The organism is Kitasatospora sp. NPDC002040 (assembly GCF_040296785.1).
Lineage (GTDB): Bacteria > Actinomycetota > Actinomycetes > Streptomycetales > Streptomycetaceae > Kitasatospora.
In genome coordinates this window covers 178,170-196,912 of record NZ_JBEOXV010000008.1, presented here as the reverse complement: position 1 = coordinate 196,912, position 18,743 = coordinate 178,170, and the positions used below count along the sequence as shown (strand labels likewise).

General features: G+C 73.0%; 14 protein-coding genes. 4 read left to right on the top strand and 10 right to left on the bottom strand.

The window, feature by feature from the left end; genetic code table 11:
* Window positions 1-231: 231 nt before the first annotated feature.
* From ABT118_RS20155 to rsmH, 10 genes are all read right to left on the bottom strand, one after another.
* Window positions 232-1,017, bottom strand: coding sequence for a cell division protein FtsQ/DivIB (locus tag ABT118_RS20155; protein ID WP_350670241.1), 786 nt, complete (start codon window positions 1,015-1,017; stop codon window positions 232-234).
* A complete protein-coding gene (gene murG, locus ABT118_RS20150; RefSeq protein WP_350670239.1) occupies window positions 1,010-2,116 on the bottom strand; it encodes an undecaprenyldiphospho-muramoylpentapeptide beta-N-acetylglucosaminyltransferase in 1,107 nt (368 codons plus the stop codon). The genes ABT118_RS20155 and murG overlap by 8 nt, the downstream gene beginning before the upstream one ends.
* 6 nt (window positions 2,117-2,122) lie before the next feature.
* A complete protein-coding gene (gene ftsW, locus ABT118_RS20145; protein WP_350670236.1) occupies window positions 2,123-3,478 on the bottom strand; it encodes a putative lipid II flippase FtsW in 1,356 nt (451 codons plus the stop codon).
* A 27-nt stretch (window positions 3,479-3,505) separates the two neighbouring features.
* Window positions 3,506-4,918: a UDP-N-acetylmuramoyl-L-alanine--D-glutamate ligase gene (murD, locus tag ABT118_RS20140; protein WP_350670233.1), complete on the bottom strand. Its 1,413-nt coding sequence runs from the start codon at window positions 4,916-4,918 to the stop codon at window positions 3,506-3,508.
* Window positions 4,915-5,976, bottom strand: a complete 1,062-nt coding sequence (mraY, locus tag ABT118_RS20135) for a phospho-N-acetylmuramoyl-pentapeptide-transferase (protein WP_350670230.1) — start codon at window positions 5,974-5,976, stop codon at window positions 4,915-4,917. The genes murD and mraY overlap by 4 nt, the downstream gene beginning before the upstream one ends.
* Entirely contained in the window at window positions 5,973-7,373 is a 1,401-nt protein-coding gene (locus ABT118_RS20130) for a UDP-N-acetylmuramoyl-tripeptide--D-alanyl-D-alanine ligase (protein ID WP_350670227.1), read from the bottom strand. The genes mraY and ABT118_RS20130 overlap by 4 nt, the downstream gene beginning before the upstream one ends.
* Window positions 7,370-8,926: a UDP-N-acetylmuramoyl-L-alanyl-D-glutamate--2,6-diaminopimelate ligase gene (locus ABT118_RS20125; protein WP_350670224.1), complete on the bottom strand. Its 1,557-nt coding sequence runs from the start codon at window positions 8,924-8,926 to the stop codon at window positions 7,370-7,372. The genes ABT118_RS20130 and ABT118_RS20125 overlap by 4 nt, the downstream gene beginning before the upstream one ends.
* A gap of 146 nt (window positions 8,927-9,072) precedes the next feature.
* Window positions 9,073-11,124, bottom strand: a complete 2,052-nt coding sequence (locus ABT118_RS20120) for a peptidoglycan D,D-transpeptidase FtsI family protein (protein WP_350670223.1) — start codon at window positions 11,122-11,124, stop codon at window positions 9,073-9,075.
* Window positions 11,121-11,573, bottom strand: coding sequence for a cell division protein FtsL (gene ftsL / locus ABT118_RS20115; RefSeq protein WP_350670220.1), 453 nt, complete (start codon window positions 11,571-11,573; stop codon window positions 11,121-11,123). Before ftsL ends, ABT118_RS20120 begins: the two co-directional genes overlap by 4 nt.
* Window positions 11,574-11,756: 183 nt before the next feature.
* Window positions 11,757-12,725: a 16S rRNA (cytosine(1402)-N(4))-methyltransferase RsmH gene (gene rsmH / locus ABT118_RS20110; protein WP_350670218.1), complete on the bottom strand. Its 969-nt coding sequence runs from the start codon at window positions 12,723-12,725 to the stop codon at window positions 11,757-11,759.
* Between the two features lie 459 nt (window positions 12,726-13,184).
* Between rsmH and ABT118_RS20105 the strand changes: the two genes are divergently transcribed.
* The 4 genes from ABT118_RS20105 (at window position 13,185) to ABT118_RS20090 (ending at window position 18,667) form a co-directional block, all read left to right on the top strand.
* Window positions 13,185-13,718, top strand: coding sequence for a beta-class carbonic anhydrase (locus tag ABT118_RS20105; protein ID WP_350670214.1), 534 nt, complete (start codon window positions 13,185-13,187; stop codon window positions 13,716-13,718).
* Window positions 13,719-13,948: 230 nt separating this feature from the next.
* Window positions 13,949-14,941, top strand: coding sequence for an AAA family ATPase (locus ABT118_RS20100; protein ID WP_502884606.1), 993 nt, complete (start codon window positions 13,949-13,951; stop codon window positions 14,939-14,941).
* Window position 14,942: 1 nt separating this feature from the next.
* Window positions 14,943-16,265 carry a DUF58 domain-containing protein gene (locus ABT118_RS20095; RefSeq protein WP_350670213.1) on the top strand — a complete coding sequence of 441 codons (1,323 nt, stop codon included), beginning with the start codon at window positions 14,943-14,945 and terminating at the stop codon, window positions 16,263-16,265.
* Window positions 16,262-18,667 (top strand): transglutaminase TgpA family protein, encoded by a 2,406-nt coding sequence (locus ABT118_RS20090; protein ID WP_350670210.1) that lies wholly within the window; start codon window positions 16,262-16,264, stop codon window positions 18,665-18,667. Before ABT118_RS20095 ends, ABT118_RS20090 begins: the two co-directional genes overlap by 4 nt.
* Window positions 18,668-18,743 lie beyond the last annotated feature (76 nt).

The window sequence follows — 18,743 nt, the reverse complement described above, 5'->3', positions numbered from 1 at the left end:
TGTGCCTGCATCACATCACCGTGGGACACAGCCCGGTGACACAGGACACTAGGTGGCAACTCATCTGTGTTCAACGAACACGCCGAGCTTCCCGTTTTTCTTTTGAGCCTATGTGATCATCCATCACCCGGTGAAACCGGGGTGACCACCAAGGTTCGGGGCGGAGCCACCGGTCCGTCAACACCGCCCTCGGGAAGAGAACTTACCGGATCTTCCCGACACGCCGGGCCATCATCCGCCGATACCGGGGGCGTCGGGCGCGCTGACGTCGTAGATCTTCGCCTTCCGGGGCAGCAATGCGGCCAGTACCTGGGCCTTGCGCTCGGTCCGCTCCGCGCTCCCCCAGCGCACCACCACACCGTCGGCGAGCTGCAGTTGGATGTCGTCGTAGCTGTGCACCCGGACCGCCCCGACCTGCTTGGCCACCTCCCGCGGCAGGCCCGCCGCCACCGTCACGGCGGCCCGCACCAGCTCCGGCTTCCCGAACACCGGCAAGGCGTCGTTCGCCTGCTGACTGAGTGCCAGCTCCACCACCGGCACCCCGGTCGGCGGTTCGTCCTCGGTCGCGAAGCCGAAGCCGGCCGCGTCGACCTGGGTGTACTTCCCGTCCTCGGTCCTGACGGCGGCCACCGCGCGGCGCTCCACCACCTTGATCCGCAGGGTGTGCGGCCAGCCGCGCCAGACCTCGGCCCTGGCCACCCGGGGCAGCGCCTGCACCCGGCGCTCGGCCTCGTCCAGGTCGACCCGGGCCAGCGGCCCGTGCTGGCCGCCGCCCAGTGCGTCCGTCACCTGGTGCGCCGTCAGTTTGTCGCCGGTCAGCCCCTGGACGGCGACCACCCGGACGTCCAGCACCGAGGAGAGGAACACCAGCCAGCCGAGCGCGCCCAGGAGCAGGGCCCCGAGCGCGCTCAGCACCACGATCCCGCGGCGGGAGAGGCGGAGCCGGGGAGCGTACTCCTCCTCGGCCTCCTCCTCGTCCACGTCCACCGGGTCCGCGAGGACGGGCGTCTCAGCCACGGCGGCGACCACCTCTGGCCGCTTCGATCGCCTCGTACACCATCCCGACCAGCAGATCGTCCGCGTCCCGGCGGCCGAACTCGGCCGCCGCCCGGCTCATGTCCCACAGCTTCTGCGGGTTGGTCAGCACCGGCAGCACGTTCTGCAGCACCCAGTCCGGGGTCAGCTCGGCGTCGTCGACCAGCAGGCCGCCGCCCGCCTTCACCATCGGCTGGGCGTTCAGCCGCTGCTCGCCGTTGCCGATCGGCAGCGGCACGAAGGCCGCCGGCAGCCCGACCGCGGCCAGCTCGGCCACCGTCATCGCCCCGGCCCGGCAGAGCATCAGGTCAGCGGCGGCGTAGGCGAGGTCCATCCGGTCCACGTACGGCACCGCGCGGTACGGCGGCATCCCGGGGATGTCGTCGATGAACGGCAGCTCGTTCTTCGGGCCGACCGCGTGCAGGATCTGCACGCCGTACTGCTGCAGCCGGGGCGCGATGGCCTGGACGACCTCGTTGAGCCGCCGGGCGCCCTGCGAACCGCCGGAGACCAGCAGCGTGGGCAGCCGCTGGTCGAGCCCGAAGTAGGCCCGCGCCTCCGGCCGGACCGCGTTCCGGTCCAGGGTGGCGATGGTCCGGCGCAGCGGGATGCCGATGTACCGGGAGTCGCGCAGCTTGGAGTCGGGCGTGGAGACCGCGACGAAGTCGCTGTACCGGGCGCCGATCTTGTTGGCCAGGCCGGGCCTGGCGTTGGCCTCGTGCACCACGATCGGGACCCCGGCGCGCTTGGCGGCCAGGTAGGCGGGCATCGCGACGTAGCCGCCGAAGCCGACCACCGCGTCCGCCTTGACCCGCTCGATGATCGCCTGGGCCGCCCGGACCGTGCCGCGCAGCCGGCCCGGAACCGTGATCAGTTCGGGGGTGGGCTTACGGGGCAGCGGGACGGCCGGGATCAGCTCCAGCTGGTAGCCGCGCTCGGGCACCAGCCGGGTCTCCAGACCCCGCTCGGTACCGAGGGCGGTGATGCCGATCGACGGGTCGTGCCTGCGGAGCGCGTCCGCGAGCGCCATGGCCGGCTCGATGTGCCCGGCGGTTCCGCCGCCTGCGAGTACGACATGCACCGAAATTCACCGCTCCCTGCGCGACGCCTTGCCGGCCCCGCGCGCTGTGGTTCGTCGTGGCAGCACCCGGGACAGGCGAGTCCTGAACCGGCACTGAGAACTCCGGGCGGCCAGGGCCGCCTTCGCCGCCGGCGAGCTGCGTGCGAAGCACAGCAGCACCCCGACGGCGGACATGGCCGACAGCATCGCCGACCCCCCGTAGGAGAACAGCGGGAGCGGGACGCCCGCGATGGGCAGAAGTCCCAGTGCCGACCCCAGGTTGACCATGGCCTGCGCCATGATCCAGGTGGTGGCTGCTCCCGCGGCGTACCTGACGAAGGGATCCTTCGTACTGCTGGCCACACGGATACCCGCGTAGCCTAGTGCCGCGAAGAGACCGAGTACCGACAGCGTCCCCACCAGACCGAGTTCCTCGCCCAGTGCGGCGAAGATGAAGTCGGTGTGCGCCTCCGGAAGTTGTCCCCACTTCTCGACCCCGGCGCCGAAGCCGGAGCCGAACGGGCCGCCCGCCGCGAAGGCGTACAGGCCGTGCAGCGCCTGGAAGCAGTTGACGTTCGGGTCCGGCTTGGTGACCCCGATGCAGGCCAGCCGGTCCAGCCGGTGCGGCACCGTGATGATCAGCGCGGTGCAGGCCACCACGGCGATGCCCAGCACGGCGGCGAACAGCCGCAGCGGGGCGCCGACCATCCAGAGCAGGCCGAACAGCATCGCGATCAGGATCATCGTGGTGCCCATGTCCCCGCCGAGCATGATCAGCAGCATCAGCAGCAGGGTGCCCGGCACCAGCGGGACCAGCAGGTGCTTCCACTGGTCCAGCGTCCTGGTCTTCTGCTTCCTGGCCAGCAGGTCGGCCGCCCAGAGCACCAGCGCCAGCTTGGCGAACTCGGACGGCTGGACCTGGAAGAAGCCGAGGTCCAGCCAGTTCCGGTTGCCGCCGACGTCCTTGCCGATGCCGGGCACGGCCACCAGCACCAGGGCGCCCAGCACCCCGAACAGGACCGGGTAGACCACCGCCCGCAGCAGCTTGAGCGGCGTGCGGGCGAACAGCACCAGCAGGCCGAGCCCGAGCACCACCGCGACCAGCTGCTTGCGGAAGAAGAACGTCATCGGCAGGTCCCAGCGCTTGGCCAGGATCTGCGAGGAGGAGAAGACCATCCCGAGGCCGAGCACCACCAGCAGCAGTGCCGAGCCCAGGATCAGGTAGTACGGGGTCAGCGGCCGGTCCAGCAGGTAGCCCACCCGGGCCCGGAAGGCCCGCAGCCGGGTGACCGGGTCGGCCGCCTTGAACGTGGTGGTGCTCGCCGAGATCACCTGGAACCTGGAGGAGCTGCGCTCCGGCCCAGCCGTTTCCTGACCGGCCATCACACAGCTCCCCCGTCGTGTCTGTCGTTACAGCGCCCGGACCGCCTCGGCGAAGAAGTCGCCGCGCTGGCCGTAGTTGACGAACATGTCCATCGAGGCGCAGGCCGGTGCCAGCAGGACCGTGTCCCCCGGCCGGGCCAGCCCCGCGGCCACCCGGACCGCCTCGGTCATCGCCACCGCGCCAGTCTCACCCTCGGCGGCCTCGATCACCGGAACATCCGGGGCGTGTCGCGCCAGCGCCTCCCTGATCAGCGCCCGGTCGGCACCGATCAGCACGGCGGCCCGCAGCCGCTTCGCCGCGCCCTGCACCAGCTCGTCGAAGGTCGCGCCCTTGGCCAGGCCGCCGGCCACCCAGACGATCGACTCGTAGGCCGCCAACGAGGCTGCCGCGGCATGGGTGTTGGTGGCCTTGGAGTCGTCGATCCAGGTCACCTCGCCGACCACCGCGACCTCGGCGATCCGGTGCGCGTCCGGGCGGAACGCCCGCAGGCCCTCCCGGACGGCCTTGGTGTCCACCCCGTACGCCCGCGCCAGCGCCGCCGCCGCCAGGGCGTTGGCGATGTTGTGCGGGGCCGGCGGGTGGACGTCCTCGACCGCGCCGATCTCGGCCGCGTTCTTCTGCCGGTCCGGGACGAACGCCCGGTCCACCAACAGCCCGTCCACCACGCCGAACTGGGACAGGCCGGGGGCGCCGAGGCCGAAGCCGATCGCCCGGCAGCCCTCCTCGACGTCGGCCTCGACCACCAGCGCCTCGGTGGCCGGGTCGGCCAGGTTGTACACGCAGGCGACCTGGTTGCCCTGGTAGATCCGGCCCTTGTCTGCGGCGTACGCCTCCATCGAGCCGTGCCAGTCCAGGTGGTCCGGCGCCAGGTTGAGCACGGCGGCCGAGTGCGGGCGCAGCGAGGGCGCCCAGTGCAGCTGGTAGCTGGAGAGCTCCACCGCGAGCACGTCGTACGGCTCCTCGGCCAGCACCGCGTCCAGCACCGAGACCCCGACGTTGCCGACGGCGGCGGTGCGCCGTCCGGCGGCGGTCAGGATCGAGGCGAGCATCTGGACCGTGGTGGTCTTGCCGTTGGTGCCGGTGACGGCCAGCCAGGGGGCCGGCTCGCCGGTGGCGGCCAGCGGCCGGCGCAGGTGCCAGGCGAGTTCGACGTCGCCCCAGACCGGGACGCCGGCCTGCTCGGCGGCCAGGAACAGCGGGCTGTTCGGCGGCCAGCCGGGCGAGGTGACGATCAGTCGGGTGCCCTCGGGCAGGGTGGCGCCGTCCCCGAGCCGGACGGTCACGCCGTCCAGTTCGGCGGCCCGCTTCCGCAGGCCCTCGCCGTCGCCGCCGTCCACGACCGTGACGACCGCGCCCAGGTCGCGCAGCACCCGGGCGGCGGAGATGCCCGAGACGCCGAGGCCGGCCACCACGACCGGGAGGTCCGCGAAATCCGTCACCCCGTCACCCAGCCCGCGTAGAACAGGCCGAGGCCGACCGCGACGCACAGGCCCTGGATGATCCAGAACCGGACCACGATCAGGACCTCGCTCCACCCCTTGAGTTCGAAGTGGTGCTGCAGCGGTGCCATCTTGAAGACCCGCTTGCCGGTCATCCGGAACGAGCCGACCTGGATCACCACCGACAGGGTGATGATCACGAACAGGCCGCCGAGCAGCGCCAGCAGCATCTCGGTGCGCGAGCAGATCGCCAGGCCGGCCAGCGCGCCGCCGAGCGCGAGCGAGCCGGTGTCGCCCATGAAGATCTTGGCGGGCGAGGTGTTCCACCACAGGAAGCCGAAGCAGGAGCCCATCAGCGCCGAGGCGATCACCGCCAGGTCGAGCGGGTCCCGGACGTCGTAGCAGCTGGCGGTGGCGGTGGCCATCGAGGCGCAGGTCTGGCCGTACTGCCAGACGCCGATGAAGACGTAGGCGCCGAACACCATCACCGAGGCACCGGTGGCCAGGCCGTCCAGACCGTCGGTGAGGTTCACGCCGTTCGACATCGCGGCGATCATGAAGTAGGCCCAGATCACGAACAGCACCGGGCCGATCGACCAGCTGAAGTCCTGGACGAAGGAGAGGCTGGTGGAGGCCGGGGACAGCCCCCGGTCGTCCTTGAACTGGAGCGCCAGGATCGCGAAGGTCAGGCCGACGAAGGACTGGCCGAGCAGCTTGGCCTTGGCCCGCAGGCCGAGGGAGCGCTGCTTGACCACCTTGATGTAGTCGTCCAGGAAGCCGACCAGGCCGAGACCGGCGGTCAGGAAGAGCACCAACAGCCCGGAGGCGGTGGGCTTCTCACCCGTTATCACCTTGGTCGCGGCGTAGGCGATCAGGGTGGCCAGGATGAAGGCGATACCACCCATGGTGGGCGTACCGCGCTTGCTGGCGTGCGCCTTCGGGCCGTCGTCGCGGATCATCTGGCCGTAGCCGTGCTTGGCCAGCAGCCGGATCAGGGCCGGGGTGCCGAGCAGGGTCAGCACCAGCCCGATCATCCCGGAGAAGAGAATCTGCTTCACTTCGCGGCTCCATCGGCCAGCAGCGCCTCGGCCACCCGCTCCAGGCCAACCGAACGGGATGCCTTCACCAGCACCACGTCCCCTGGCCGCAGCTCACTGCGCAGCAGCTCGACCGCCGCGTCCGCGTCGGACACCAGCACCGACTCCTCACCCCACGAACCTTCGTTCCTCGCGCCCAGTTCCATGCAGGCCGCGTCGCGTCCGCCGACCGCCACCAGCCTGGTGACGTCCAGTCGGACCGCGAGCCGCCCGATGGCGTCGTGCTCGGTGAGGCTGTCCTCGCCGAGCTCCCGCATCTCACCGAGCACCGCGAAGGTACGGCGGCGCTCCGGACCGCGGCCCCCCATCGACACCAGCGCCCGCAGCGCGGCCCGCACGGACTCCGGGTTCGCGTTGTAGGCGTCGTTGACCACGGTGACGCCGTCGGCCCGTTCGACGACCTCCATGCGCCAGCGGGACAGCGCTTCCGCCTCGCCGAGTGCGGCGGCGGTGTCGTCGACGGACATGCCGAGCGCCACCGCCACCGCAGCGGCGGCGAGGGCGTTCGAAACGTGGTGCTCACCGTACAGGCGCAGCCGTACCGGTGCGGAACCGGCCGGGGTGGTGAGCGTGAACTGTGGCCGTCCGGCGTCGTCCAGGCGAACTCCGGTGGCCCGGACGTCGGCGCCCGGGCTCTCGCCGAAGTACAGCACCCGGGCCTTGGTGCGCGAGGCCATCGCCCGCACCAGCGGGTCGTCGGCGTTCAGGATCGCGATCCCGTCGCTGGTCAGCGCCTCCACCAACTCGCCCTTGGCCTCGGCGATCCCGGCCTTGGAGCCGAACTCGCCGAGGTGCGCGGTGCCGATGTTCAGCACCAGGCCGACGGTGGGCGGGGTGATCTCGGCCAGGTAGGCGATGTCGCCCTTGTGCCGGGCGCCCATCTCCAGCACCAGGTGCTTCGTGGTCGGTTCGACCCGCAGCGCGGTCATCGGGTGGCCGATCTCGTTGTTCATCGAGCCGGGCGGGAAGACCGTCTCGCCGCGGTGGCGCAGCAGTTGGGCGATCAGGTCCTTGGTGCTGGTCTTGCCGGCCGAGCCGGTGAGCGCCACCACCTCGGCCTCGGAGCGCCGGACCACGGCCCGGGCCAGCTGCCCGAGCGCGGTCTGCACGTCGGCCACCAGCACGGTGGGCAGGTCCAGCTGACGGGTCGCCAGCACCGCGACCGCGCCGGCGGCCAGCGCCTGACCGGCGAAGTCGTGGCCGTCCACCCGCTCGCCCACGATCGCCACGTACAGGCCGCCGGGGGCGGCCTTCCGCGAGTCGTGCTCGACCGGTCCGGTGACCAGGGCCGCCGGGTCGGCGTTGTGCAGGGTGCCGCCGACGGCCTCGGCCACCTCGGCAAGGGTCAGTGCGATCACGGCTGCTCCACTACTCCTCGGCTGACGCGGTGCTCGATCGCCTCGCGCAGTACCTGCCGGTCGTCGAAGGGCCGGACCTCGCCCCGGACGTACTGGCCCAACTCATGGCCCTTGCCCGCGACCAGGACGGTGTCCCCGGCGTGCGCGTGCTTCACGGCGTCGGCGATCGCCTCGGCCCGGTCCGGCACCACCAGCACCTCGCCGCGCTCGGCCTCCGGCACCCCGGTGGCGCCGGTCAGCATGGTGGCGAGGATCGCCAGGGCGTCCTCGGAGCGCGGGTTGTCGCTGGTGAGCACCGCGGTGTCGGCGAGCCGGGCGGCGATCGCGCCCATCGGCCCGCGCTTGTACGGGTCGCGGTCGCCGCCGCAGCCGACCACCACGTGCAGCCGGCCCTTGGTGACCTCGCGCAGCGACTCCAGGACGGCCTGCAGCGCGTCCGGCTTGTGCGCGTAGTCGACCACGGCGACGTACGGCTGCCCGGCGTCCACCCGCTCCAGCCGCCCGGGCACGCCGGGGACGGCGGCCACCCCGGCCACCGCCTGCTCCAGCGGCACCCCGGCGGTGACCAGCGCGGTCAGGGCGCCGAGCGCGTTGGCGACGTTGAACGGGCCGGGCAGCGGCACGCTCGCCTCGGCCGACTGCCCGTCGGGGCCGACCACGGTGAAGGTCGAGCCGAGCGGGCCGAGTCGGACGTCCAGCGCCCGCCACTGCGCGGCCGGGTCGCCCTTGGCGGAGAAGCCGGTGACCGGGATCGGCGCCTCGGCGAAGAGCCGGCGGCCGTACGCGTCGTCCAGGTTGACCACGCCGAGCCGGGCCTTGTCGGGCTGGAACAGCTTGGCCTTGGCCCGGAAGTAGTCCTCCATGTCCGGGTGGAAGTCCAGGTGTTCCGGCGTCAGGTTGTTGAACAGCGCGACGTCGTAGACCACCCCGTCCACCCGGCCGTAGCTGAGCGCGTGGCTGGAGACCTCCATCACCACGGCCTCGGCGCCGCGCTCGCGCATCACCGCGAGGATCGCGTGCAGGTCGGTGGACTCGGGGGTGGTGCGCTCGCTCTTGATCCGGTCGGTGCCGACCCGCATCTCCACCGTGCCGATCACCCCGGGGGTCAGGCCCGCGCCCTTGAGGCCGCCCTCGACCAGGTAGGCGGTGGTGGTCTTCCCGTTGGTGCCGGTCAGACCGATCATCCGCAGGCTCTCGCTGGGGCGGCCGTAGACCGCTGCGGCCAGCTCGCCCATCCGGGCCCGCGGGCTCTCCACCACCAGCAGCGGCGCGCCGCAGTCGGCGGCCTGGACGGCGCCGTCCCGGTCGGTCAGCACCGCGACCGCGCCCAGCGCGACCGCCTGGGCGGCGAACTTGGCACCGTGGTGGTTGGCCCCGGGGAACGCGACGTACACATCGCCAGGCCGGACCGCCCGGGAGTCGTGGGTGACGCCGCTGACCGGCGCCCCCTCGACCGGCGGCAGGCCGAGCAGGCGGGCGGCCTCGGCCAGCGGCACGGGGGCCGGGCCGGTCGGTCGGGGCGGGCTGGCGGAGATTTGATCGGGTTTCGGCACGGCCGGAAGGCTATCCGCCGCACCCCCCGATGAGCCAAACGCGGGCCGCGACCCGATATCTGCACCGGACTCGCCCGGAACCTCCCCCGTTCCCCCACGCGGGGCGCTGCCGGGGCCGGACTGCTGGGGCGGGGTCTGGCTGTTCATCAGGGCTTCCGCTCGACGGGGAGGTTGGGCGCCTCGCTGCCACTGGGGGCGACGCGCAGGGTCTTCAGGGTGAACTCCATCACCTGCTTGAACACCGGCCCGCAGAGCTGGCCGCCGAAGTGGCCGTTCTTCGGGTCCTGGATCACGCAGGAGACGGTGACCCGGGGCTGGTCGGCCGGGGCGAAGCCGATGAAGGAGGCGGTGTAGCCGTTGTACTTGCCGGTCTTCGGGTCCACCCGGTTGGCCGTGCCGGTCTTCCCGGCCACCCGGTAGCCCTCGATCTTGGCCTTGGCACCGGTGCCCTGCTCGTCCGAGACCACCGACTCCAGCATCTCGGTCAGGGTCTTCGCGGTCTCCGGCTTGACCACCCGGGTCTCCTTGCCGGGCCCGGCCGGCAGGTACTTGCCGTCCGGCCCGGTGGTGCCCGCGACCAGGCCCGGCGTCACCCGGACCCCGCCGTTGGCGATGGTGGAGAACACCGAGGTGGCCTGCAGCGCGTTCACCGACAGGCCCTGGCCGAACGGGATGGTGTACTGCTGCGAGCCGTTCCACGCCTCCGGCTTGGCCAGGATGCCCTTGGTCTCGCCGGGGAAGCCGAGCCCGGTGGCCTGGCCGATGCCGAACCGGCCGAGGTAGTCGGCCAGCACCTTGTTGGACTCCGGCTGGCTCTTGCCCAGGTGCTCGGCCGCCAGGATGGTGCCGATGTTGGAGGACTTGGCGAGCACGCCCGCCAGGGTCAGGTGCCAGGTCGGGTGGTCGATGTCGTCGTGGAAGACCCGGTCCGAGCGCTGCAGCGTGTTCGGCACCTCGACGTAGGTGTCCCAGGCGGCCGTACCGGTGTCCAGCACCGCCGCCATCGTCATCAGCTTCGCGGTCGAGCCGGGCTCGAAGGCGTCGCCGACCGCCGCGTTGCCGAGCTGCTCCGGCTTGGCCCGGCTCAGGTCGTTCGGGTCGAAGCCCGGGGAGGCGGCCATCGCGAGGATCTGACCGGTCTTCACGTCCTGGACGATCACGTAGCCCTTCTCCGCCCCGGCGTTGGCCACCTGGTCGGTGATCGCCCGCTGGGCCGCCCACTGGATGTCCCGGTCGACGGTGAGCCGCAGGTCGGTGCCCTCCACCGGGGACTGCTGGCTGCCGCCGGCCGTCGGCACCATCCGGCCGTTCACCTGCGCGTACGTGCTGCGGCCCGGCTTGCCCGCGAGCTCGTCCTGGAACTGCTTCTCCAGGCCGCCGGTACCGGTGCCGTCCACGTTCACGTAGCCGAGCAGGTTGGCCGCCAGGCCGCCGGCCGGGTAGACCCGGCGCTTGCTGTCCTGGTAGATGATCCCGGCCAGCGGGTTGGCGCAGACGTTGTCCACGGACGGGCGGCCGCCCTGCTCCGCGGGCTTGCCGACCAGCTTGCGCTGGGCCCGGCAGACGGCGGTGTCGGCCTGCTTGGCCAGCGTCGCCTTGAGGTCGGTGATCTGCTTCTTGGTCTCCGGGCTCTGCCGGGGCGCCAGCATCACCCACTTGGTCTTCGGGGTCCGCAGCGCGGCGGTGAGCTGCTCCTTGGTCCGGTTCAGGATCGGCGCCAGCAGCGCGGCGGCCTGCTCGGGTGCGTCCGGTACGAAGGACTTCTCGGCCGGGTAGAGCGAGGGGTCGGCGGTGATGTCGTACGCGTCCACCGTGGTGGCCAGCGCGAAGCCGTCGGAGGACGTTATCGAGCCCCGGTCGGCGGAGAGCACGGCCTCGGTGTACTGGTTCGCCCCGGCGGCGGCGGCCAGGGCGTCGGAGTCGAGCAGCTGGAGCTGGATCAGCCGGCCGGCGAAGACCGAGAAGACCAGCGCCAGCGCGACCGTCACCAGCCGCAGCCGGCGGCGCGGGTCGCCGAGCTTGATGGTGCGCACCGGCGGCGGGCCGGGCTGCGGGCGGCGCGGGGCCGGGCGGCGGGGCGGCTCACCGGCCCGCGGGCGCGGGGCGCGCGGGCGGTCGGCCGGGCGGGCCGGGCGCCCGGGGGCGCGGCCCGGCTGCGGACGGACGGGGCGGCGCGGGGGCTGGCGGGGCGTGCTCATCGCGGCGTACCTCCGGCGGACGGGGCGGGGGCCGACTGGGCGGCGGGCGGGGCCGGGTTGATCTGGACGCCCGGGTCACCGCTCGGCGCGGCGGGCGCGTTCGGGGTGGGCGCGTTCGGGCCGGCCGCGTTCGGGGTGGGCCGCTGCCAGAGCTCCTCGGCCGAGCGCTTCACCGGCGGGTCGTCCCCGGCCGCGGCGGGCTTGCCCTTGACCGAGCCGTCCTTGGTCTCCAGGAAGGCCAGGTCGCCGCCGGGCACCATGCCCAGCTCGCGCAGCCGCCGTTCGAGTGCGTCGGGCCCCGACTGCTGGTCGATCTCGGCCTGCAGGGTCTGCTGGCGGTCCGTCAGCTCGGTGGACTGCCGCTCCAGCCGGCTGAGCTCGAAGGAGCCCTCGTTCAGCGCCGTGTTGAGCATCAGCAGCCCGAACAGGCCGCCCGAGAGCAGCGCCACCACCAGGACCGCGAACGGGGTCCGGCCCCGGGCGGAGCCCCGCCCCGGCCGTACCGTGATCCTCGCCCTGCCGCCCCGGCCGGGGAGCGCCCCGCGCCCCCGCTGTGTTCGACCCGTCGGGCCACCGCCGGCCACCGGCACCGCGTCTCTCCCTAGCCTCGTCCGCTCCCCCGCCGACCCGGACTAGCCGCGGGGCTCCCTGATCCTCTCCGCCACGCGCAGCCGTACGGGCGCGGCGCGCCGGTTCTCCTCGATCTCCTCCTCCGTGGCCAGCTCGGCACCGCGGGTGAGCAGCTTCAGCCAGGGCTGGTGCTCCTCGGGGATGATCGGCAGGCCGGGCGGCGCCGTGTTGGTGGCCGCGGCGGCGAAGTACTGCTTCACCAGCCGGTCCTCCAGCGACTGGTAGGACATCACCACGATCCGGCCGCCGAGCGCGAGCGAGTCCAGTGCGCCCGGGATCGCCCGGTCCAGCACCTCCAGCTCGCCGTTGACCTCGATCCGCAGCGCCTGGAAGGTCCGCTTGGCCGGGTTGCCGCCGGTGCGCCGGGTGGCGGCCGGAATGGCGTTGCGCACCAGATCGACCAGACGCGCGCTGTTGCTGAACGGTTCCTTCTCGCGCTCGCGCAGGATCACCGAGGCGATCTTCCCGGCGAACCGCTCCTCGCCGTAGACCTTGAGGATGCGGGCCAACTGGCCGTGGGTGTAGGTGTTCAGCACCTCGGCCGCGCTCAGCCCGCGGGTCTGGTCCATCCGCATGTCCAGCGGTGCGTCCTGGGCGTACGCGAAGCCCCGGTCGGCCTCGTCCAGCTGCATCGAGGAGACCCCGAGGTCGAACAGGATGCCCTGCGCCTTCGGGATACCGAGGTCGGCCAGCACCTGGGGGATCTCGTCGTAGACCGCGTGCACCAGGGTGGCCCGGTCGCCGAACCGGGCCAGCCGCTCGCCGGAGAGCTTCAGCGCGGCCGGGTCGCGGTCCACCGCGACCAGCCGGACCTCGGGGAACTGGGTGAGCAGCGCCTCGCTGTGGCCGCCGAGGCCCAGGGTGGCGTCCACCACCACCGATCCGGGGGCGGTGATCGCCGGGGCCAGCGCGTCGACGCAGCGCTGGAGCATCACCGGGACGTGCTTGGGGGCCGGGCTGTCGGTGCTCATGACGACCATTCTGGTCCATCCCGGACCACCCGCCGCACGCCGCCCGTGGTCCCCGCCCGCTCGCCTGGGGAAGGAGTGACCGCCCGGCACCGGGGAAGGTGCGCCAGGTGGCACGGAGCGGGTGGAGGCCGCGGGCTGCGTACGGCCGTGCCCGGCAGGAGAGTTGACGAACTGTGAGGTCCGTGCTCCACAGCGCCGACTTTACCGTTCCGACCCGCGCAGTCAATTGTCCGCGACGGCGCACCACCCGGCTGGAGTCATGAATCACCGCAGGTCGGGACGGTTCGGGCGGCAGCGTCGCCCACTCGGCGGTACCGCGCACGGCCCCTCGCGTACGCCGGGACAGAGCGGGACAAAGCAGACGGAGCGACGGCCGGTCGGCTATGCCCTCCGTCACACCGGCCCCCCGACTGCTCTCCGCCCCACCACGGCGGCCGAAATCCCATTACCGTCATCGGCATGACAGTGACCCCCGACCGGCCCACGCCGAACGCCGCTGCCGAACCTGCCGTCATCGACCGCTTCATCGAGGCCAACCGCGCCTACGCCGTCGACTTCCGTGACGGCGGTATGGACGCCCGCCCGGTCCAGAAGGTCACCGTGGTGGCCTGCATGGACGCCCGACTCGACCTGTTCGCCGCACTCGGCCTGGAGCTCGGCGACGCCCACCTGATCCGGAACGCGGGCGGGGTGGTCACCGACGACACCATCCGCTCCCTGACCATCAGCCAGCGGGCGCTGGGCACCCGCTCGATCGCCCTGATCCACCACACCGGCTGCGGCCTGCTCGGCCTGACCGAGGACTTCCGCCGCGACCTGGAGCTGGAGGTCGGCCAGCGCCCGACCTGGGCGGTGGAGTCCTTCGTCGACCTGGACGGCGACGTCCGGCAGTCGATGCAGCGCGTCCGCACCTCCCCCTTCATCCCGCACCGCGACGACGTGCGCGGATTCGTCTTCGACGTGCACACCGGTCTGCTCCGCGAGATCCACTGACCCCTCGTTCCGTCCGCCAGGGCCCGGCCAGCGCCGTCCGGGCCCGTTCTGCTGCCCGGGCGGCGCCGGGAACCGGATCCGCCCCGAGCGCGTCCACCGGACGAACCGGGACAGTGTGGCGCGTGTCGCCCGGGCGGGTGACGACGGGCCGCCTGACAGGGAAGAATGCGCCTGCGGGCCGACCCGGCAGTGTGGCGGCCAGGGGATTTTCGGGGCATGGGAGCAATCGCGTGACGACCTACAGCGGACAGACCAGCGCGGGCGGTTCGGGCCTGCACGAACTCGGCGCAGTGGCCGAGCGCGTCCGGGCCTCGGTGGAGAGCGTCATCGAGGGCAAGCCCGAGGCCGTCCGGATCGCGCTGACGGTCCTGCTGGCGGAGGGCCACCTGCTGCTGGAGGACGTCCCCGGCGTCGGCAAGACCATGCTGGCCAAGGCGCTCGCCCGGTCGGTGGACTGCACGGTGCGCCGGATCCAGTTCACCCCCGACCTGCTGCCGTCCGACGTGACCGGCACCAACGTCTTCGACCAGAACCGCCGCGACTTCGAGTTCCGGCCGGGCGCGATCTTCGCCCAGATCGTGGTCGGCGACGAGATCAACCGGGCCTCGCCGAAGACCCAGTCCGCGCTGCTGGAGTCGATGGAGGAGCGCCAGGTCACCATCGACGGCACCAGCTACGAGCTGCCCTCGCCGTTCATGGTGATCGCGACCCAGAACCCGGTCGAGATGGAGGGCACCTACCCGCTGCCCGAGGCCCAGCGCGACCGCTTCATGGCCCGGATCTCGATCGGCTACCCCAGCGCCGAGGCCGAGCTGGCCATGCTCGACATCCACGGCGGGGCCAACCCGCTGGAGAACATCACGCCGGTCGCGCACGCCCACGACATCCTCAAGCTGATCGACGTGGTCCGCACCGTGCACGTCGCCGACAGCATCCGCCGCTACGCGGTCGAGCTGGTCGGCGCCACCCGCCACCACCAGGAGCTGCGGCTCGGCGCCTCGCCCCGCGCCACCCTGCACCTGATCCGGGCCGCCCGCGCGGCCGCCGCGCTGGACGGCCGCGACTACGTGCTGCCGGACGACATCCAGGCGCTCGCCGTCCCGGTGCTGGCGCACCGTCTGATCCCCACCGCCGAGACCCAGCTGAGCCGCCGCAGCACCGAGCAGATCGTGCTCGACCTGGTGGCCCGGCTGCCCATCCCGCGCCCGCAGGGTCGGGGCTGAGGTGCCCAAGGCCGACAGTCCGTCAGGACTGCGCACCGGCCTGCGCGGACTGACCACCAGGGGCCGCTCCTTCCTGGCCGCCGGCTGCACCGCCGCGCTCTGCGCCTACGTCTTCGGACAGGACGCGCTGCTGCAGATCGGCGTCCTGCTGGCCGCCCTCCCGCTGGCCGCCGCCGTGCTGCTGGTCCGCACCCGCTACCGGGTCGCGGGCGGCCGCCGGCTCAGCCCGTACCGGGTCGCGGCCGGGCAGGAGGCCCGGGTGCACCTGCGGCTGGACAACGTCTCCCGGGTGCCCACCGGTCTGCTGCTGCTGGAGGACAAGGTCCCGTACGTGCTCGGGCCGCGCCCGCGCTTCGTGCTGGACCGGGTCGAGCCGCGCGGCTTCCGCGAGGTCTCCTACCGGGTCCGCTCCGACCTGCGCGGGCGCTACCCGCTCGGGCCGCTCCAGCTCCGGGTCGCCGACCCGTTCGGGATGTGCGAGCTGACCAGGTCGTTCGCCGCCTCCGACGTCCTGACCGTGGTGCCGCAGGTGCAGACCCTGCCCCCGGTCCGGCTGCCCGGCGAGGCGGCCGGACACGGCGACTCCAACACCCGCACCCTGGCGCTGGCCGGGGACGACGACGTGATCCCGCGCGAGTACCGGCACGGGGACGACCTGCGCCGAGTGCACTGGAAGTCCACCGCCCGCTACGGCGAGCTGATGGTCCGTCGGGAGGAGCAGCCGCTCAAGGCCAGGGCCACCGTGCTGCTGGACACCCGGGAGATCGGGCACCGGGGCAGCGGCCCCGCCTCCTCGTTCGAGTGGGCCGTCGGCTGCGCGGCCTCGGTCGGCGTGCACCTGATGGAGCGCGGCTACACCACCCGGCTGCTCACCGACACCGGCCTGGCCGTGCCGGGCCCCGAGGGCGGCGTGGTCGCCTCGGTCGGCGAGGCCGCCGGGCTGCTGCTGGACTCCCTCGCGGTGGTCGAGCAGTCCGACGGCGGCGGGCTGGCCCGGGCTGAGGAGGTGCTCCGACTCGGCGGCGAGGGCGTCCTGGTGGCGATCCTCGGCGAGCTGGACGACGAGCAGGTGGCCCGGCTCGGCCGGCTCCGCCGCCGGGCGGGCGGCGCCGTCGCCATCCTGCTGGACACCGCCACCTGGGCGGGCCTGCGGCACATCCTGCCGGACGCGCCCGACGACAACGCCGCCGACCAGGTCCACCGCCTCCGCGAGGCCGGCTGGACCGTCCTCCCCGCCAAGGCCGGCGACTCCGTCCCGACCCTGTGGCGCCAGGCCGAGCGCACCGCGGGCCCGGCCCCCTACCGGAACGGAGCCGCCTCGTGACCACCCGGGCGAAGTTGACGCTCTTCTCGGCGCTGGCCACCGCGCTGGTGACGTTCTGCCTGCTCCCGCTGGTGGAGCCGAGCAGCTGGATCGGCCAGGCCCTGCTGGTGATCGCGGTGACCGGCGGGGTCGGGGCCGGGCTGCGCCGACTCTCGGTCGCCCGGGCCCTGCAGACCCCGCTCCAGCTGCTGGTGATGCTCTACCTGGTGCTGCTGCTGAACGTGCAGTCCTCGATGACGTACGCGGTCCTGCCCGGCCCGCGCGCCCTGGACGCCGTCGGCACCCTGCTCTCCAGCGGGATGACCGACATCCAGCAGTACACCATCCCGGCCCCCGAGACCGACGGCATCCAGCTGATCCTGGTCGGCGCGGTCACCCTGATCGCGGTCCTGGTGGACGCCCTCGCGGTGACCTTCCGCCGGGCCGCGCTGGCCGGGCTGCCGCTGCTCACGCTGTTCTCGGTCGGCACCGGCATCGGTGCCCCGGAGAACGCCTGGCTCTGGTTCCTGATGGCCGCCGCGGGCTTCCTGCTGCTGCTCAACGCCGAGGGCCAGGACCGGCTGTCCCGCTGGGGCCGGGTCTTCCACGGCAGCTCGCAGGACGGCTCCGGCGGCCTCTCCCAGAGCGGCCACCGGATCGGCCTGCTGGCCCTCGCGGTGGCGGTGGCACTGCCGCTGATGATCCCGTACACCGACCTCGGTCTGATCGACCGCGGCAACGGCGACGGGCTCGGCCCCGGCAACGGCAAGCAGGTCACCTCGCTCAACCCGGTGGTCGCCCTGACCGCCAACCTGAACCGCCAGGACAACGTGGAGATGCTCCGCTACTCCACCGACGCCGCCCGGGGCGACCAGCTGTACCTGCGGATCGGCGCCCTGGACAGCTTCGACGGCGTCCAGTGGCGCTCCTCCGAGCAGCACCTGCAGACCATCCCGGACCCGCTGCCCGGCGTGCAGGGCCTCGGCCAGGAGACCCCGGCCACCAGCTTCGCCAGCAAGATCCAGATCTCCGACAAGCTCAGCACCGAGTGGCTGCCGCTCCCCTACCCGGCCGAGCGGGTCAAACCGCGCGGCAACTGGCGGTACGAACCGTCCACCCGGGCGGTGATCGGGGACAACGGGCAGAAGACCGACAAGCTCTCCTACGACGTGCTCAGCCTGGCGGTCGAACCCACCGCCGAGCGGCTGCGCAGCGCCGGGGCCGTCCCGACCGAGCTGGCGCAGCGCTACACCGCGCTGCCGCAGAACCTGCCGCCCGTGGTCCGCGACACCGCGCTCAAGGTGGTCGCGGGCAAGAACAACCCGTACGACCAGGCGGTGGCCCTGCAGACCTGGTTCACCTCGGACGAGTTCCGCTACAGCCTCAAGGTGAACGCGGGCACCGGCAACGAGGCGATCACCACGTTCCTCCGGGACAAGACCGGCTTCTGCGTGCACTTCGCCGCCACCATGGCCGCGATGGCGCGCACGCTGGGCATCCCGGCCCGGGTCGCGATCGGCTTCGCCCCCGGCGCCGACCAGGGCAACGGCAGCTACGTGGTGCGCAGCCAGGACTACCACGCCTGGCCCGAGCTGTACTTCCCCGGTTCCGGCTGGCTGCGCTTCGAGCCGACCCCGAGCCGGGGCACCACCCCCGGCTACACCGAGGAGAAGGTGGCCCAGCCGACCACCGCCCCGAGCGCCCAGCCCAGCATCTCGGCCGACCCGAACGCCTCGGCCCAGCCGAGCGCCAGCAGCAGCTGCGGCACGCAGCAGAAGCGGCCGGGCGAGTGCGAGGACGAGGCCGCGGTGACACTGCGGCAGGTCGAGCAGGAGTCCTGGTGGCTCGGCTGGCCCGCGCTCACCGGCTTCGCGGTGGTGCTGCTGGTGCTGCTCCTGCTGGCCACCCCGATGCTCTGGCGGATCAGGCAGCGCCGCCGCCGGCTCGGGGCCGGGCGGCACCTGGCCGGAGCGGAGGGCTCGCAGGAGCTGACGGACCAGCAGGTGCTGGCCGCCTGGGAGGAGCTGATCGACAGCGCCTGGGACCTGGGCATCCCGCCGGACGACTCCCGCACCCCGCGCGGCGCCGTGCACCGGATCGCCGAGACCGGCGGGCTGGACGCCCCGGCGGCCGCGGCGGCCGGGCGGGTCGCGCTGGCCACCGAGCGGGTGCTGTACGCCCGGGCGGCCGGCCCCGGGCTGCCGCTCGGTCCGGACGTCCGGACCGCCACCGAGGGGCTGCGGGCCGCCGCCGGACGGCGCGGCCGGGCCAGGGCGGTCCTGCTGCCCGCCTCCTCCGCCCGGCTGCGCCGGCGGATCGGCGACCGGGTGCTGACCGTCAACGAGGCCGTCCGGGCCCGGGTGGACCGGGCCTTCGCCGCGGTCCGGCGGCTGCCGGGGCTGCGGCGGCGCGGCCGGTCCTGACCCGGCCCCCCGGCATGGCTGAGGGCGGGCAGTCGAATCGACTGCCCGCCCTCATTCAGCTCCGTACTTCCGGTCG

What these genes read in the sequence shown, in the direction of transcription:
- ftsW (WP_350670236.1), bottom strand. Translation starts at nt 3,478, where the DNA reads ATGGCCGGTCAGGAAACGGCTGGGCCGGAGCGCAGCTCCTCCAGGTTC.
- ABT118_RS20120 (WP_350670223.1), bottom strand. Translation starts at nt 11,124, where the DNA reads ATGAGCACGCCCCGCCAGCCCCCGCGCCGCCCCGTCCGTCCGCAGCCG.
- ABT118_RS20105 (WP_350670214.1), top strand. Translation starts at nt 13,185, where the DNA reads ATGACAGTGACCCCCGACCGGCCCACGCCGAACGCCGCTGCCGAACCT.
- rsmH (WP_350670218.1), bottom strand. Translation starts at nt 12,725, where the DNA reads ATGAGCACCGACAGCCCGGCCCCCAAGCACGTCCCGGTGATGCTCCAG.